We start from the raw sequence: 14,929 nt of genomic DNA, 5'->3' as shown, positions 1-14,929 counted from the left end.
CCGCATGAAACTGCCCATCGCCTGCCTCCTCCTGCCGCTCGCGCTCGCTGCCTGCGGCGATGACAGCAGCGGCAACGTGTCCGCCAATTCCCCCGCCACGCCGGTCGCCGCGGTGACCGCGCCCGCCGGCCAGACGTGGGAAGAAACCGTCGTCGCCACGCCCGAGGGCGGGCATCGCATGGGCAACCCCAACGCGCCGATCAAGCTCATCGAATATGGCTCGCGCTCGTGCCCGACCTGCGGCCAGTTCGGCCGCGAGGGCATGCGCCCGCTGGCGGAAAAATACGTCAACACCGGCAAGGTGAGTTACGAATTCCGCGATTTCTTCGTCCACGGCGCGCCCGATCTGGCGCTTGGCCTGCTCGGCAATTGCGCCGGCGTGCAGCCGTTCTTCCCGCTCCTCGAGCAGATGTACCAGAACCAGTCGAGCTATCTCGACAAGCTGCAGGGCATGTCCTCGGCGGTACAGGCGCAGCTCCAGAACCAGACCCCGGCACAGCAGCTGACCACGCTGGCCGAGCAGATGGGCATGATCGATTTCGTCAAGCAGCGTGGCATTTCCGAGCCGCAGGCGCGCGCCTGCCTGGCCGACAAGGCCAAGATCGATGCGCTGGCCAAGTTCAGCGATGCCGCGCAGCAGGATGGCAGCGTGACCGGCACGCCGACCTTCCTGATCAACGGCACCAAGGCCGATGCGGTTGGCTGGTCGACGCTCGAGCCGTTGCTCAAGGCGGCGGGCGCCTGACGCCTCACGTCTGAGCGAGGGCGCGAGAGTCTAGTGCAGATCAAGCGGCTCCGCCTGTCGGGCTTCAAGAGCTTCGTCGATCCGGCGGATCTGCGCATCGAGCCGGGGCTGACGGGGATCGTCGGCCCCAATGGCTGCGGCAAATCCAATCTGCTCGAAGCGCTGCGCTGGACGATGGGCGAGACGTCTGCGCGGTCGCTGCGCGGCGCGGGGATGGAAGACGTGATCTTCGCCGGTACCGCGACGCGGCCGGCGCGCGAATTCGCCGAAGTGTCGATGCTGATCGAGGGCGCCGACGCCGAGGAGACCGAGATCGTACGCCGGATCGAGCGCGGCGCGGGCTCCGCTTACCGCATCGACGGGCGCGATGTGCGCGCCAAGGACGTCGCCTTGCTGTTCGCCGATGCGGCGACGGGCGCACATTCCCCCGCCCTGGTCAGCCAGGGGCGGATCAGCGCGGTGATCTCGGCCAAGCCGACCGAACGGCGCGCGATGCTGGAGGAAGCGGCGGGGATCGCCGGGCTGCACGTGCGGCGAAAGGATGCCGAGCAGAAACTGCGCGCCACCGAGGCCAATCTGCTGCGGCTCGATGACGTGATCGCCGATCAGGATGCGCGCGCCGCCGCGCTCAAGCGCCAGGCGCGGCAGGCCGAACGCTACCGCGCCCTATCGGAGCAGATCCGGCTGGCCGAAGCGCGAACGATTTTCGCGCGCTGGCGTGAAGCGGCGGCCGCCGCCGATGCCGCCAAGGCCGAGGCAGCGGCGGCGGAGACGCGCGTTGCCGACACCGCCGAGCAGCAGCGCGCCGCCGCCGCCTATCAACAGCAGGCGGCGGAACAGCTGGCCAGCGCGCGCGCCGCGGCGCTGGCGGCGCGCGACCGCGCGAGCGAGGCGGGGCATCACTTGGCCGCGCTGCGCACCGAGCGCGCGACGGTCGACCGCCGGCTGCGCGAACTGGCGGAGAGCCGCACGCGGCTGGCCGACGACCGCCAGCGCGAGGGCGCGCTGGCGCATGACGCCGCCGAAGCGCTTGCCCGACTTGCCGCCGATGGCAAAACGCTGGAGGCGCGCATCGCCGACGCCACCGCGCAATTGCCGAGCATGGATGCCGCGCTGGCCGTGGCGGAGCGCGCCGCGCGCGATGCCGAGGTCGCATTGGCCCAGGCGCTCGCCGCGCAAGCCAGCGAAGCGGCCGAGGCACGCGTGGCGGAAGCCGCGCTGGCCGCGGCGCGCACGCGCGTCGAGCGCAGCGCGCGCGATCTGGCACGCGTGACGAGCGAGGCCGAAGCGATCGGCGATGCGGCACCGCTCGCCGCCGAACGCGACAACGCCGCGACCCGCCGGACGCAGGCGCTGCACGATGCCGAGGCGGCACGCGCGGCGCTCGCCGAGGCGGAGGCGCAGGAGCGCGCCGCGCTCGAGGCACGCGACGGCGCGCAATCCGCGCGGGCCGCCGCGCGCGCCGATCTTTCCGCGCTCGACAGCGAAGCCGCCGCCTTGACCCGCGCGACGCAGCATAGCGGGCGCGAGCGCGTGCTCGATCAGCTGCGCGCCGATGCCGGATATGAGCGCGCGCTGGCGGCGGCGCTGGGCGATGATCTGGAAGCCGGGCTGGACGCGGCCACCGAGCGGTTCTGGGGGGGCGCGACGGCGCTGCCCGGCGATCCCCCTGCCCCACCGCGCACGATCGCGCTGGCCGCTCATGTCGCAGCCCCCGCCGTATTGGCGCGGCGGCTGGCGCAAGTGTTCGTCGCGGATGCGGATGATGGCCAGCCCCTGGCGGTCGGGCAGCGGCTGGTGACGCGCGGCGGCGTGCTGCGGCGCTGGGATGGCTATATCGCCAAATCGGGCGGTGCGGCGGCGGCGGAGCGGCTCGAACGGCTCAACCGGCTGCGCGCGATCGCGGCCGAGCGACCGGCAGCAGCGGCAGGTGTAGATGCGGCAGAGGCCGCGCTGGCGCGCATCGATCAGGACATTGCCGCTGCGAAGCACCGTGCCGGCGGCGCGCGGCAGGCGCTGACCGCCGCCGAGGCGCAAGCACGCGAGGCCGCCAAAGCGGAGGATCGCGCCGCCGCCGCGCTGGAACGGCTGGCCACGCAACGCGCCGATCTGGAGGCGCGGCGTGACCGGATCGCCGCCGATCTGGCCGAAGCGCAAGCCGAGCTCGACGCCGCGATCCATGCCAGGGCGGCGCTCCCCGATGGCAGCGCGACGCGTGGCCGCGTGGCGGCTCTCTCCGCCGATGCCGAGCGGCGCCGCACTGCTGTGGCCACCGCGCGCGCCGATCGCACCGCGCTGGATCGTGCGCTGGCGCAGGATCGCGATCGGCTGGCCGGCGGCACGGGCGAGGCCAAGGGCTGGCGCGCGCGCGCCGGCGAGGCCGCACGGCGCATTGCCGATATGGACAAGCGCGATACGGAGCTCGCGCGGGAGGCGGCGGCGCTGGCCGATACGCCGGCGCAGATCGACACCGCGATCGCGGCGCTGGATGCCACGCATCAGGCAGCGCGCGCCGAGGCGGAAACGGCGCACGCCGCCGAACGCGCCGCAGAAACCTTGGTGCGCGATACCGAAGCGGTGGCGCGGCAAGCCAATGAGGCATTGTCGGCGGCGCGCGAAGTTCGCGCCGGCGCCGTGGCGCGCGCCGAAAACCAGGAATTGCGCCGCGTCGATCTGGGCCGCCTGTCGGGCGAGCGGTTTGAATGCCCGGCGCCGGTATTGCCCGAGCGGATCGGCTTTGCGATCGATAGCGTCGGCAATCCGGCCGACGAAAACCAGGCGCATGACCGGCTGACGGTCGAGCGCGACCGTATCGGCCCGGTCAATCTGGTCGCCGAACGCGAGCTGGCCGAGCTGGAATCGGCGAGCAGCGGCAATGCCGCCGAGCGCGAGGAACTGGGGCTGGCGGTCAACCGGCTGCGCGGCTCGATCGGCACGCTCAATCGCGAAGGCCGGCAGCGGCTGCTGGCCGCGTTCGAGGCGGTCAACGGCCATTTCCAGCGGCTGTTCACCACCTTGTTCAACGGCGGGCAGGCGCATCTCGAACTGATCGATTCGGACGATCCGCTGGAGGCCGGGCTGGAGATCATGGCGCAGCCGCCAGGCAAGCGCCTGCAATCGCTCACCTTGCTCTCGGGCGGCGAACAGGCGCTGACCGCCGTCGCTTTGATCTTCGGGCTGTTCCTGACCAATCCCGCGCCGATCTGCGTGCTCGACGAGGTCGATGCGCCGCTCGACGACGCCAATATCGAGCGCTTCTGCGGATTGCTCGATGCGATGACGCGCGAGACGCAGACGCGCTATCTGATCGTCACGCACAATGCCGTGACGATGAGCCGCATGCACCGCCTGTTCGGCGTGACGATGATCGAGCAGGGGGTCAGCCGATTGGTATCGGTCGATCTGGGTGGCGCGGAGAGTCTGCTGGCGGCGTGACCCAATCGGGCGCGGGCTGGCGCAGCGCCGCGACGATGATCCACAGCATCGCCGCCCCGCGGAACGCGGCGGCAAGCGCGATATCGTTCATCGTGGCGGAGGGGGTGCGCCCTTCCATCCCGGCAAACCACCAGAATTCGGCGAAATGGGCCGCCACATCGCCCAGCGCGAACCAGGCGAGCGGCCATAAGCGATAACTCGTCAGCACCAGCAACGGATAGAGCCACAGATCGAATTGCGGCGAATAGACTTTGTTGGTCAGCAGGAACCAGGCCAGCACGGGCGTGAACAACAGCCACAGCCGGTCGCCGTGCCGGCGCCAGCCGAGCAGCACGATCGCACCCGCGCCGATCATGAAGGCGGCGAAGCTCGCCACGTTGCGTAGCGGAACGGGCGCCTGCCACACGCCGAACGCGGCGAGCAATTCCCACACCGATGCCGCCGTGCCGCTGCGCGCGCCGGAAAAGGCGTAGAATTCGGACCAGTTGGTAAAGGCGGCGAGCGCCACGGGCAGATTGACCGCGCCCCATGCCAGCACCGCCGTGAGCGCCAGCAGCGCGGTGGAGAGGAGGCGATCGCGCCATGCGGTATCGCGGCGGAACAGCGCGCCAAGCCCGACCAAGGGCAGCAGCAGCACGGGAAACAGCTTGGCCGCCGCCCCCAGCGCAGCAAACTGCACGGCGCGGAATGCCGCCCCGCGCCGCGCCGCGAGCATCGCCGCAACCGCCAGCGCCGCCGCCGCCAGATCCCAATTATGCCCGAGATACAGGATCAACGGCGGCGCCGCCGACCAGGCATACAGCCGCGCCCGCGGCACGCCGGCGCGCTGCATCAGCCACAGGATGACAAAGGCGAGCCCGCTATTGACCGCCACGACGACGAACAGAAAGGTCGCCGGGTTAGCCCCCGCGCCACCGATCAGGCGCGCAATGCCCCCCTCGATCCAGATCTGCGCGCCGGTCAGCACGGGATATTCCATCCGCGCCTGCAGATACGGCACCGCCCCGTCGGCCACCCCGCGCAGCCCCCAGAACGGCACCACATCGCTGTAGCAGCCGCTGGTATACTGGATGCCGTCGATCCACCCGATGCCGCAATGCGCCTTGAAGAAATATCCGAACAGGCAGGTCAGGCCGAGCACGAGATAGGGGAGGCGAGTACGGTTATCGACTTCCATAAATCCCCCGTCACCCCGGATCTGTTCCGGGGTCTGCCAAGCGGCTTCCGCCACGCGCCATTGCAGTGCGCGTCCTAGCGGCACGGCAGACCCCGGAACAAGTCCGTGACGCATTTGCTACTTCAGCGCGCAATTCATTTCCCACACGGAACAACATTTCCCACTCGCTTGTTTGTCGCCTGAAAACACCAGGGAGTCCCATCATGTCCGAGATCAATTCCGACGAACGCGTCGTCGTCGCCAAGAGCAGCTTCAATGTCGCCAACATCATTCTCGCCATCACCGTGCTGATCGTCGCCGTCGCCGTGCTGCGCTATTTCGGCATGATCTGATGGATGAAAGCCGGCCCGGTCGTTCCGGGCCGGCTTGAGCCTGATCTATCGACATTGCCCCTATAAGAACATATGCCGAACGCATGGCCCAACTCGACGTTCAGCAAAAGCTCGCCATTCTCGCCGATGCGGCCAAATATGATGCTTCCTGCTCGTCCTCCGGCACCTCGAAACGCAACTCGCGCGACGGCAAGGGCATCGGCTCCACCGATGGCGGCATGGGTATCTGCCACGCTTATGCGCCGGATGGCCGCTGCATCAGCCTGCTCAAGATCCTGCTGACCAACAGCTGCATCTTCGATTGCCATTTCTGCATCAACCGCAAGAGCAGCAACGTGCGCCGCGCGCGCTTTACCGCGCCCGAAGTGGTCAATCTCACGCTCGCTTTCTATCGCCGCAATTATATCGAGGGGTTGTTTCTCTCCTCCGGCATCATCGGCTCATCCAATTACACGATGGAGCAGATCGTCGAGGTCGCGCGCAGCTTGCGCGAGGATCATCATTTCCGCGGCTATATCCATCTGAAAACGATCCCCGACGCCGATCCGGAGCTGGTCCATCAGGCCGGCCTTTATGCCGATCGCGTCTCGATCAACGTCGAACTGCCCACCGCCAGCGGCTTGAAACGGCTCGCGCCGGAAAAATCCGAAGGCCGGATCGAGACCGCGATGAAGGAAATGAAGACCGCGATCATCGACACGGCGGATGCCAAGAAGCGTTACAAATCGGCGCCGCGCTTTGCCCCCGCCGGGCAATCGACGCAGATGATCGTCGGCGCGGATGCGGCGACCGATGGCGACATCGTCACCAAGGCTTCCGGCCTGTACGACCGCTTCGGGTTGCATCGCGTCTATTATTCCGCCTTCTCGCCGATCCCCGATGCCAGCGCGATCCTGCCGCTCAAGCGCCCGCCGCTGATGCGCGAGCATCGCCTGTACCAGTCCGACTGGCTGATGCGCTTCTACGATTACACGCCCGCCGATGTGGTGGCGGCGACCGACCAGGCGACGGGCATGCTGCCGCTGGATATCGATCCCAAGCTCGCCTGGGCGCTCAAATTCCGCGGCTCCTTCCCGGTCGACGTCAACCGCTCCCCGCGCGAGATGCTGCTGCGCGTACCGGGGCTGGGCGTCAAAGCCGTGAGCAATATCCTTGCCGCGCGGCGCTGGCGGCGGCTCAGCCTGGCCGATGTCGGGCGGCTGACGCAGTCGATCGCCAAGGTGCGGCCATTCCTGATCGCCGATGACTGGCGCCCGCTGGCGCTGAGCGATCGCGCCGATCTGCGCCCGGTGATCGCACCCAAAAAGGAACAGCTCGAGCTGTTTGCGTGAAAACGAGTCGCAACTGAAACAAGCGCGCGCAAGATCGGTTGTGCTGCCAACCCCTCAGGAGCACGACATGGCCGACGCCCGCATCTTCGCCGATCTCAAAGCCGATCACGATCGCCACCGCGAATTGCTCGTGCAGATCGCCAGCACCGCGCCGGGCGATGCCGAGCGCGACCGTCTGTTCGCGGCGTTCCGCATCGAGGTCTCGGCGCATGCCGCGGCAGAGGAAGAGTCGCTCTACGCGATGATGCTGGGCAAGCCCGATCTGCGCGACGATGCGCGCCACTCGGTCTCCGAGCATAAGGAGATCGACGATTTCTTCGGCGAGATGGCCGAGCTGGATTCGGCCAGCGACACATGGCGCAAGACGTTCGACAAGATGCGTCATCGCTACGAGCATCATATCGACGAGGAAGAGCAGGAGATGTTCCCGGCGGCGGCGGACGAGCTTTCCGACGACGAGGAAGCAAAGCTCGCCCAGGTGTTCGAGGAGCGCAAGCCCGCGGAACTGGAACGCGCCGAGGCCGAGCCGGCGGGCGGCGACGCGCGCGAGTGAGCGAGCCCTTTGTCCGTCATCCCAGCAAAAGCTGGGATCTCATCGGGGCGTGCGCCACGCTCGCCCCACAAAGACCCCAGCGTTCGCTGGGGTGACGCTTAGGTGAGACTCGTAACCCTCACGGACGAAGACGATTTCGACGGCTGGCGTGATGCCGCCCGCGGCCTCGCCGCCGAGGCCATCCCCGCGTCCGACGTCGTCTGGCAGGTCGGCGACGGGCCGACCGATCTGTTCGCCGCCGACAGCGCCCCGCCCCCCGCCCCGCCGGCGGGCGGCTTCTCCGTCCCCCGCGCCTTTCTCGATCTCGCGCGCAGCGTCGTGCTGCACCGCGACCCCACGCGCTTCAGCCTGCTCTATACCTTGCTCGCCCGGCTGCGCACCGAGCCCAAGCTGATGGAGGACCATGCCGATCCGCTGCTCCGCCGGCTCGATCTGCTGGCCAAGGACGTGCGCCGCGATATCCACAAGATGCGCGCTTTCGTGCGCTTCCGCGAACTGGACGATGGCGGCGGCCCGCGCTTCGTCGCCTGGTTCGAGCCCGATCACCATATCGTGCGCACCAATGCCGCGTTCTTCATCGATCGCTTCGCCAGCATGCACTGGTCGATCCTCACGCCCGACATTGCGATCCACTGGGATGGCAAGAAACTGGAGGAAGGCCCGGGTGCTGCCAAGAGCGATGCGCCGGGCGGCGACCCGATCGAGGATGTGTGGAAGACCTATTACGCCTCGATCTTCAATCCCGCGCGGCTGAAGGTCGGCGCGATGCTCAAGGAAATGCCGCGGCGCTACTGGAAGAACATGCCCGAGACCGCGCTGGTCCCGGGGCTGATCGCCGGCGCGCAGGCGCGCGAGGCCGGCATGATCAGCACGGCGCGCGACGCGGTGGGCGGGAACATTCAATTGGCCTGGGCGGCGCTCCGCGACGAGGCGGCGGGCTGCGCGCGCTGCCCGTTGTACAAGCCCGCAACGCAAACCGTGTTCGGCGAAGGCCCGGTCGCGGCGCGGCTGATGTTCGTCGGCGAGCAGCCGGGCGATCAGGAGGATCTGGCCGGGCGTCCGTTCGTCGGCCCGGCGGGGCAGGTGTTCGATCGCGCCATCGCCGAGGCAGGAATCGATCGCGCGCAGGTCTATGTCACCAACGCGGTAAAGCATTTCAAATTCGAGCAGCGCGGCAAGCGGCGCATCCATTCAAAACCCGGCGCGGGCGAGATCGAGGCGTGCCGCTGGTGGATCGATCAGGAACGCATGCTGGTAAAGCCCCAGGTCACCGTGGCGCTGGGCGCGACCGCGGCGCGCAGCTTGTTCGGCCGCGTGGTGACGATCGGGCGTGAACGCGGGCGCGCGCTGGAACTGCCCGAGGGCGGCGGCGAAGCATGGATCACGGTCCATCCGAGCTTCCTGCTGCGCCTGCCCGACGAGGCGGCCAAACGCGCGGAATATGCCCGGTTTGTCGAGGATCTGCGCGCCGCGGCGGCACGGATCGCGGCGCCCTGAGCATCCTCCCGGCGGCTGCCGGACAGGGTCGCCGACCTATGCCGGCGACCGCCTATCCTCAGCGGCGCTCAGGCGCCGCCTGCCTCCCGCGCGCGCAATTGGCCGGGGGAGACGAACCCGATCGGCTGCAATGCCGCCGCATCCTGCTTCAGTTGCGCGGCGATCTGCTGATAATCGCGCTCCATGTCCGGCGTCACCGAGGCCCGCGAGTCGGTCAGCGCTTCCTCGAAATGCGCCATCGTCACCTGCGCCACCGACAGCGACTGGCGCAGCGCGATCAGCCCGGCGCGCCGCACCAGATCGCCCAGATCCGCACCGGTAAAGCGATCCGCGCGCGCCGCCAGCGCCTCCAGATCGACATCGTCCGCCAGCGGCATCTTGGCCGTCTGGATCTTCAGGATCCGCGCGCGCCCCGGCGCATCGGGCAGCCCGACATAGATCAGCTCATCGAACCGGCCCGGCCGCAGCAGCGCCGGATCGATCAGGTTGGGCCGGTTGGTCGCCCCGATCACGACGACCGATTGCAACTCCTCCAGCCCATCCATCTCGGCCAGGATCGTGTTGACCACGCGTTCGGTCACCTGTGGCTCGCCCATCCCGCTGCCGCGCGTCGGCACCAGCGAATCGAGTTCGTCGATGAACAGCACGCACGGCGCCACTTGCCGCGCGCGGCTGAACAGGCGCGCAATCTGCTGCTCGCTCTCGCCATACCATTTGCTCAGCAGGTCGCTCGATTTGGTGGCGATGAAATTGGCCTTGGCCTCGCGCGCCACTGCCTTGGCGAGCAGCGTCTTGCCGGTGCCGGGGGGGCCGTAAAGCAGAAAGCCCTTGGCCGGGCGGATGCCCAGCCGGCGGAACGCGTCGGGATCCTTGAGCGGCAGTTCCACGCCTTCCTTGAGCCGCGCCTGCGCGCCGTCCAGCCCGCCGACATCGTCCCACCGCACCTTGGGCGCCTCGACCATCACTTCGCGCATCGCGCTCGGCTGCACGCGCTTCAGCGCATCGAGGAAATCCTCGCGCGTGACGGCGAGTTCGTCCAGCACCTCGGGCGGGATCGTGCCTTCGGCCAGGTTGATGCGCGGCATGATCTTGCGCACCGCCTCGATCGCCGCTTCGCGCGCCAGCGCGGCGATATCGGCGCCGACAAAGCCATAGGTCGTGCTGGCCAGTTCATCCAGATCGACCTTGTCGCCCAGCGGCATGCCGCGCGTGTGAATGCCCAGAATCTCGCGGCGGCCGCGTTCATCGGGCACGCCGACGACGATCTCGCGATCGAACCGGCCCGGCCGGCGCAGGGCCTCGTCGATTGCCTCGGGGCGGTTGGTGGCCGCGATCACCACCACATTGGCGCGCGCCTCCAGCCCGTCCATCAGCGTCAGCAATTGCGCGACCAGCCGCTTTTCCGCTTCGCCCGACACCTGCCCGCGCTTGGGCGCGATCGAATCGATCTCGTCGATGAACACGATCGAGGGGGACGCCTTCTGCGCTTCCTCGAACACCTGGCGCAGCCGCTGTTCGGATTCGCCATAGGCCGAGCCCATGATCTCGGGCCCGTTGATCAGGAAGAATTCGGCGGCGGATTCATTGGCCACGGCGCGCGCGAGCCGCGTCTTGCCGGTGCCCGGCGGGCCATAGAGCAATACGCCCTTGGGCGGGTCGACGCCGAGCCGCTGAAACAGTTCGGGGTAGCGCAGCGGCAGTTCGACCATCTCGCGCAGCTGATCGATCGTGCCCGCCATGCCGCCGATATCGTCATAGGTGACATCGGCGCGGCGCGCTTCCTTGGGCTCCTCATATTCGGGGCGCAGCTCGATTTCGGTCGTCTCGTCGACATGCACGACGCCCTTCGGCGTGGTCGAAATCACCGCAAGGCGGATTTCCTGCAGCGCATAAGCCGGCGCACGGAGGAATTGCTGCACGCCCGGCGGCATATTGTCGACGCGCTGTTGCCCCGCCGTGGCGACGATGTCGCCCTGCGTCAGCGGGCGGCCGAGAAAGGTGCGCTTGAGCGCCTGTGACGAGCCCTGCAGCCGCAGATTCTGCTGCGCGGGGGCGAATACGACGCGCGTCGCCGGCTTCGATTCAACCTTGCGCACCTCGACGAAATCACCCGATCCGACCCCGGCATTGGCGCGCTGCAGGCCATCGATGCGCACGATTTCCAGCCCTTCGTCCTCGGCATAGGGGGCGACGGCGCGCGCGGGCGTGCTGGATTTGCCGACGATCTCGATCACATCGCCTTCGATCAAGGCCAGTGCCGCCATCAAGGACCGCGGCACATGCGCCAGCCCGCGCCCGCTATCTTCGGGGCGCGCATTGGCTACCTGCAATTTGCGTACGGGGTTTTCGCTGTCGGCCATCAACTCTCTCTTCGAACGCTGAAGTATGTCAGCGCGGGAGATAGGGGCCCGGTTCCGCTTATACGAGCCGGGCGGCATGATTAGGCCGCGCTGGCCAGGCGCGCAGAGCAAAAAAAGGGCCGGCTCCCGAGGGAACCGGCCTTGAAAGTTTTAGGAGAGGATGCCTGAAAGGCACCGCTCAAGTGGCGGCCGAACGCATATTGTGCAAGTGCGAAAGGATCCGGTACGATTGCAATTGCTGCAATCATGGCCTTAGGCGTGCTTGGACAAACGATCGTTACGGTGCAGAAATGGTTGGTGCGGCGCACAGCGTTGCACACCGATGGAGTTTTGATGCGTAGATTGCCGCCCCTTACCGCGATCGAGGCCTTTGTGCAGGTCGCCCGCCTGGGCTCGATCAAGGCCGCGTCGCAGGAGCTGGCGCTGTCGCCCCCCGCGCTCAGCCGCCGGGTGCAGGCGCTCGAGCGCTTCATCGATAAACCGCTGTTCGAGCGTCGCCATCAGGCGCTGGTACTCAACATGGATGGCGAACGGCTGCTGGCGCAGATCGCGCCGGCGATCGACAGCCTCTCCGATGCGGTCGAGATGATGACCAGCGGCACCGAGGTGTTGCGGCTGCGGCTGGGCATCCTGCCGTTGTTCGCCTCGCAGCGGCTGTTCCCGCGGCTGCCCGAATTGCGTGCGAAACATCCCGAACTGCATCTCGATATCGATACGGCGGGGCACGGCGTCTCGCGGCTCGGCGACGGGCTCGATGCGGTGATCGCCTTGGCGCGCGAGATCGATCCGGGCCTGTATGCCAAACGGCTCGATCGCAATTCGGTCTATGTCATCGGCGCCAGGTCGCTACTGCAGGGGCCCAATCCGGTCACCCGCCCCGAGCAGCTCGCCGGGCTCACCGCGCTGGTGCACCGCGAGATGGCGGATACGTTCACGGCCTGGCGCAAGGCGGCGGGCTTGCGCGACATGGAGCCGCTGGCGATCGATCATTTCGATTCGGGCGCGCTGATGCTGGAGGCCGCGGCGCAGGGTCTGGGCGTCGCCTTCATGCACGAAAGCCATTTCGCCGATGCGCATGACGAGCGGCTCGTACGTCTGTTCGATATTCCGGTCGAAAGTCCGTACAGCTACTGGTTCGTCTGCCGCCCCCGCGCGCTTACGCAAAAGCCGGTGAAGCTGTTTCATGACTGGCTGATCGAGGCAGTGGCCGATCCGGGGATCTGACGGCGCTTAACTGCCCTCTCTCCTCAATCGTCACCCCAGCGCACGCTGGGGTCTCGTGCGGCTCCTGCTGCGCCTAAGCCGCTTGAGATCCCAGCTTTCGCTGGGATGACGGTCGGGCTCGCGGCAGGGTCCTCGGGGCAGAGTCCCGGAACCGGGTCAGTCTAAACGATCGAACCCCCGCCACGGCAATGGCGGGGGTTCGGATTCAAGCGGCTAACCAAGCCGTTTGGCACCGACGATATACGCCTAAGCGCGCGCCAATTACTCAGCCTTGGCCGACACGATCTTGCCTGGCGTGCGCGGTGGCTCGCCCTTGGGCAGCGCGTCGACGGCGTCCATGCCCTCGGTCACTTCGCCCCACACGGTATACTGACCGTCGAGGAAGCGCGCATCATCGAGGCAGATGAAGAACTGGCTGTTGGCCGAATCCGGGCTCTGCGCACGCGCCATCGACGCGACACCGCGCTTGTGCGGCTCCTTGGAGAATTCGGCCGGCAGATTGGGGTGGTTCTTCGAGCCGTGCATGCCGGTGCCGGTGGGATCGCCGCCCTGCGCCATGAAGCCGGCGATCACGCGGTGAAACACCACGCCATCATAGAAACCGGCATTGGCCAGCTCGGCGATGCGCGCGACATGCTGCGGCGCGAGATCGGGGCGCAGCTTGATCTTCACCTCGCCGGTGTCGAGCGTCAGGGTCAGCGTTTCGAAAGTATCGGCCATGATGGGCTCCTGGAATGGGGAGGCAGTGAGGTAGCGATGGCGGCGGTCAGTTGCAATGTTGCGGCGGGGATGACGCGCGGGAAGCGCTGGTCTAGGGGTCGCTTTCTGCACTCGATCGGCCGGAGGTCCATTTCATGAGCGAGACCGACCTGATCCAGGACCAGCACGACGCGGCGACGCAGCTCGACGAGGACGATCGGCTGAAGCCCGCCTTCGTGCGCAACGTGCTCGATGCGGTCGAGGCCGGCGATAATGAGGCGGCACGCGCGCTGGTCGAGCCGCTGCACCCGGCCGACATCGCCGATCTGTTCGAGCTGACGCCCAATGATCGCCGCGCCGATCTGGCCAAGGCGATCACCGATCTGCTCGACGGCGATGTGTTCGCCGAGATGAACGATTATGTCCGCGAGGATCTGATCGATGCGCTCGAGCCGCACGAAGTCGCCGATATCGCTTCCGAACTCGATACCGACGATGCCGTCGCGATCATCGAGGATATGGAGGAGGACGATCAGCGTGCCGTGCTGCGCGCGCTCGATCCCGATGATCGCGCGGCGATCGAGGAGGCCTTGTCCTACCCCGAGGAATCCGCCGGCCGCCTGATGCAGCGCGAGCTGATCGCGGTGCCCGAGCATTGGACGGTGGGCAACGCGATCGATTATCTGCGCGGGCATGAAGAGCTGACCACCGATTTCTGGGAAATCTTCGTCGTCGATCCCACGCACAAGCCGGTCGGCACATGCCAGCTGTCGTGGCTGCTGCGCACCCCGCGCAGCATCCCGATCGGCGATGTCATGCAGCGCGAGCAGACCCTGATCCCGGTCGATATGGATCAGGAAGAGGTTGCGCTGCGCTTCCAGAAATATGCGTTGATCTCGGCCGCGGTGGTCGATCCCAATGGCCGGCTGGTCGGCATGATCACGGTCGACGATATCGTCCACATCATCTCCGAGGAAGCGGGCGAGGATACGCTGCGCCTCGCCGGCGCCGGCGATGGCGACATCAACGAGCCGTTGCACCTGACGATCCGCACGCGGATCACCTGGCTGGTGGTCAATCTCGGCACGGCGATGATCGCCGCCTCGGTGGTCGGGCTGTTCCAGGGGCAGATCGCGCGCTTTGCGCTGCTCGCGGTGCTGATGCCGATCGTCTCGGGCATGGGCGGCAATGCCGGCACGCAGACGCTCGCCGTGGTGGTCCGCGCGCTGGCGACCAACCAGCTGACCAGCAGCAACACGGCCCGCATGATCCTCCGAGAATTCCGCATCGCCGTCGCCAATGGCGTGATGCTCGCTTTGCTGATCGGCGGCGGCACCTGGCTGGTGTTCGGCAACGGCGATCTGGCCATCGTCATCGCGCTGGCGATGGTGATCAACAACATGATCGCCGGGCTGGCCGGGGTGCTCGTGCCGGTGACGCTGGAGCGTGCGGGGGTCGATCCGGCAGTATCCTCTGCCGTGTTCGTGACCACCAGCACCGATGTGATGGGATTCCTGTCCTTCCTCGGGCTGGCCACCTTGTGGGGGCTTGGCGGCTAGCGCCGCACTGACCACAT

At 67.5% G+C, this 14,929-nt stretch carries 11 protein-coding genes; 8 read left to right on the top strand and 3 right to left on the bottom strand.

The window, feature by feature from the left end; translation table 11 throughout:
* The first annotated feature begins 4 nt into the window (after positions 1-4).
* Both ABC969_RS08325 and smc read left to right on the top strand, forming a co-directional pair.
* Positions 5-745, top strand: a complete 741-nt coding sequence (locus ABC969_RS08325) for a thioredoxin domain-containing protein (protein ID WP_345864210.1) — start codon at positions 5-7, stop codon at positions 743-745.
* A gap of 33 nt (positions 746-778) precedes the next feature.
* Entirely contained in the window at positions 779-4,180 is a 3,402-nt protein-coding gene (gene smc, locus ABC969_RS08320) for a chromosome segregation protein SMC (protein WP_345864209.1), read from the top strand.
* Here smc and ABC969_RS08315 read toward each other — a convergent pair.
* Complete coding sequence (locus tag ABC969_RS08315) at positions 4,125-5,357, bottom strand: hypothetical protein (RefSeq protein ID WP_345864208.1); 1,233 nt, start codon at positions 5,355-5,357, stop codon at positions 4,125-4,127. The genes smc and ABC969_RS08315 overlap by 56 nt on opposite strands.
* A gap of 203 nt (positions 5,358-5,560) precedes the next feature.
* Here ABC969_RS08315 and ABC969_RS08310 point away from each other — a divergent pair, with 203 nt between their 5' ends.
* The 4 genes from ABC969_RS08310 (at position 5,561) to ABC969_RS08295 (ending at position 9,070) form a co-directional block, all read left to right on the top strand.
* The gene (locus tag ABC969_RS08310; protein WP_345864207.1) at positions 5,561-5,689 is read left to right on the top strand and encodes a hypothetical protein; all 129 of its coding nucleotides are present in this window, start codon (positions 5,561-5,563) and stop codon (positions 5,687-5,689) included.
* An 83-nt stretch (positions 5,690-5,772) separates the two neighbouring features.
* Positions 5,773-7,020: a putative DNA modification/repair radical SAM protein gene (locus ABC969_RS08305; protein WP_345864206.1), complete on the top strand. Its 1,248-nt coding sequence runs from the start codon at positions 5,773-5,775 to the stop codon at positions 7,018-7,020.
* A gap of 67 nt (positions 7,021-7,087) precedes the next feature.
* The gene (locus tag ABC969_RS08300) at positions 7,088-7,573 is read left to right on the top strand and encodes a hemerythrin domain-containing protein (RefSeq protein ID WP_345864205.1); all 486 of its coding nucleotides are present in this window, start codon (positions 7,088-7,090) and stop codon (positions 7,571-7,573) included.
* A gap of 102 nt (positions 7,574-7,675) precedes the next feature.
* The gene (locus ABC969_RS08295; protein WP_345864204.1) at positions 7,676-9,070 is read left to right on the top strand and encodes a UdgX family uracil-DNA binding protein; all 1,395 of its coding nucleotides are present in this window, start codon (positions 7,676-7,678) and stop codon (positions 9,068-9,070) included.
* A gap of 68 nt (positions 9,071-9,138) precedes the next feature.
* Here ABC969_RS08295 and ABC969_RS08290 read toward each other — a convergent pair whose 3' ends face one another.
* Positions 9,139-11,430, bottom strand: coding sequence for a CDC48 family AAA ATPase (locus tag ABC969_RS08290; RefSeq protein ID WP_345864203.1), 2,292 nt, complete (start codon positions 11,428-11,430; stop codon positions 9,139-9,141).
* 333 nt (positions 11,431-11,763) lie between these two features.
* Here ABC969_RS08290 and ABC969_RS08285 point away from each other — a divergent pair, with 333 nt between their 5' ends.
* The gene (locus ABC969_RS08285; RefSeq protein WP_345864202.1) at positions 11,764-12,654 is read left to right on the top strand and encodes a LysR substrate-binding domain-containing protein; all 891 of its coding nucleotides are present in this window, start codon (positions 11,764-11,766) and stop codon (positions 12,652-12,654) included.
* Positions 12,655-12,915: 261 nt separating this feature from the next.
* Here ABC969_RS08285 and ABC969_RS08280 read toward each other — a convergent pair whose 3' ends face one another.
* Positions 12,916-13,374: a peptidylprolyl isomerase gene (locus ABC969_RS08280; protein WP_345864201.1), complete on the bottom strand. Its 459-nt coding sequence runs from the start codon at positions 13,372-13,374 to the stop codon at positions 12,916-12,918.
* Between the two features lie 134 nt (positions 13,375-13,508).
* Here ABC969_RS08280 and mgtE point away from each other — a divergent pair, with 134 nt between their 5' ends.
* Positions 13,509-14,912: a magnesium transporter gene (gene mgtE / locus ABC969_RS08275; protein ID WP_345864200.1), complete on the top strand. Its 1,404-nt coding sequence runs from the start codon at positions 13,509-13,511 to the stop codon at positions 14,910-14,912.
* Positions 14,913-14,929 lie beyond the last annotated feature (17 nt).

This window comes from Sphingomonas qilianensis (genome assembly GCF_039614825.1).
GTDB classification, from domain to species: Bacteria; Pseudomonadota; Alphaproteobacteria; order Sphingomonadales; family Sphingomonadaceae; genus Sphingomonas; species Sphingomonas qilianensis.
Note: the sequence above shows the minus strand (reverse complement) of the source record. Positions and strands in the feature narration are given on the sequence as shown.

Bases quoted from the DNA above. Each gene is read 5' to 3' on its own strand.
- ABC969_RS08300 (WP_345864205.1), top strand. From the start codon at position 7,088: ATGGCCGACGCCCGCATCTTCGCCGATCTCAAAGCCGATCACGATCGC.
- ABC969_RS08305 (WP_345864206.1), top strand. From the start codon at position 5,773: ATGGCCCAACTCGACGTTCAGCAAAAGCTCGCCATTCTCGCCGATGCG.
- ABC969_RS08290 (WP_345864203.1), bottom strand. From the start codon at position 11,430: ATGGCCGACAGCGAAAACCCCGTACGCAAATTGCAGGTAGCCAATGCG.
- mgtE (WP_345864200.1), top strand. From the start codon at position 13,509: ATGAGCGAGACCGACCTGATCCAGGACCAGCACGACGCGGCGACGCAG.
- ABC969_RS08315 (WP_345864208.1), bottom strand. From the start codon at position 5,357: ATGGAAGTCGATAACCGTACTCGCCTCCCCTATCTCGTGCTCGGCCTG.
- ABC969_RS08325 (WP_345864210.1), top strand. From the start codon at position 5: ATGAAACTGCCCATCGCCTGCCTCCTCCTGCCGCTCGCGCTCGCTGCC.
- ABC969_RS08310 (WP_345864207.1), top strand. From the start codon at position 5,561: ATGTCCGAGATCAATTCCGACGAACGCGTCGTCGTCGCCAAGAGCAGC.
- ABC969_RS08285 (WP_345864202.1), top strand. From the start codon at position 11,764: ATGCGTAGATTGCCGCCCCTTACCGCGATCGAGGCCTTTGTGCAGGTC.
- ABC969_RS08280 (WP_345864201.1), bottom strand. From the start codon at position 13,374: ATGGCCGATACTTTCGAAACGCTGACCCTGACGCTCGACACCGGCGAG.